This is a genomic window from Halobacillus sp. BBL2006 (assembly GCF_000786645.1).
In the GTDB taxonomy this organism is placed as follows: domain Bacteria; phylum Bacillota; class Bacilli; order Bacillales; family Halobacillaceae; genus Halobacillus.
The window spans coordinates 1-1,252 of the sequence record NZ_JRNX01000149.1 but is presented as its reverse complement, the minus strand read 5'-3'; the positions used below and the strand labels follow the sequence as shown (position 1 = coordinate 1,252).

General features: G+C 48.6%; 2 protein-coding genes. Both read left to right on the top strand.

Annotated elements, in window-relative coordinates; translation table 11 throughout:
• The first annotated feature begins 83 nt into the window (after positions 1-83).
• Positions 84-857, top strand: a complete 774-nt coding sequence (locus LD39_RS05345) for an SDR family oxidoreductase (RefSeq protein ID WP_035543704.1) — start codon at positions 84-86, stop codon at positions 855-857.
• Positions 858-884: 27 nt separating this feature from the next.
• Positions 885-1,252 (top strand): beta-ketoacyl synthase N-terminal-like domain-containing protein (locus LD39_RS05340; RefSeq protein WP_035543703.1); only part of this gene is annotated, 368 nt, incomplete at its 3' end.

The following is a 1,252-nucleotide window of genomic DNA, read 5'->3' as shown; positions in this document are numbered from 1 at the left end:
ACTCGCGGATGGCCCGGATGAAGTGCATCGCCGAGCCGTTGCGAAATATGAACTGAAGAAATCCGAGCAGAGGAGGACGGTCCATGCACGCTAAAGAGCTTTTTGATTTATCAGGAAAGGTCGCTATTGTGACGGGAGGCGGCCGAGGTCTTGGGAAACAGATCGCCGAAGGATTAGCTGAATCCGGAGCTCATGTGGTCGTTTGCTCTAGGAAGCTTGACGCATGTGAAGAGGTTCGAGATCAACTGAAGAAAATGGGAGTCGATTCCCTTGCCTTCGAATGTGATGTTACGAACCCGGACAGTATGCAACAGGTTGTTGACCAAACGGTCGATCATTTTGGGAGAATTGATATTTTAATCAACAATAGTGGGGCGACCTGGGGTGCACCAGTTGAGGAGATGCCGCTGGAAGCGTGGCAGAAAGTGTTCAATGTTAACGTAACAGGAACCTTCCTAATGTCTCAGATGGTCGGAAAAGTGATGCTTGATCAAGGAGAAGGGACCATTATTAATATTGCTTCCGTGGCTGGACTCAAAGGTTCGGATCCAAAGTATATGGATACAATCGGCTATAACTCGAGCAAAGGAGCAGTCATTACGTTTACCAAGGATTTAGCGGTCAAGTGGGGACCAAAAGGAATACGTGTGAATGCGATTGCCCCAGGCTTTTTCCCGACGAAAATGTCCAAAGTCCTTATGGAAAGAGGAGAAGATGCGTTCTTAGAAGGAACACCGCTGCGGAAGTTCGGAAGCGATGATGATTTGAAAGGTGCAGCTATTTTCTTATGTGCTCCCGCCTCCAAACATATTACGGGAGACGTCGTCATTGTTGATGGCGGGACTCATGCGATGTAACTAATTTTTGTAAAAAGGAGTGGAACGATGACAGAACGAGATGCAGTGATCGTATCGGCTGTTCGTACAGCCATTGGAAGACAAGGGGGAGCATTGGCTTCAGTTCCTGCTCATGTATTAGGAGCAGAGGTGATCAAAGAATGCGTGAAGCGCGCAAAGGTAGAACCAGAACAGATTGAAGATGTCATTTTCGGTAACGTCTTGAGCGGCGGAGGAAATGTGGCACGGCTATCTGCTTTGCAAACGGGACTGACTATAAATCTGCCAGGACTAACGATAGACCGCCAGTGCGGTTCTGGGTTGAATGCGGTACATTTAGCGGCACAGGCGATTCGTGCAGGTGACGGCGATGTGTATGTTGCAGGAGGTACAGAAAGTATGAGCCGAGCGCCTTA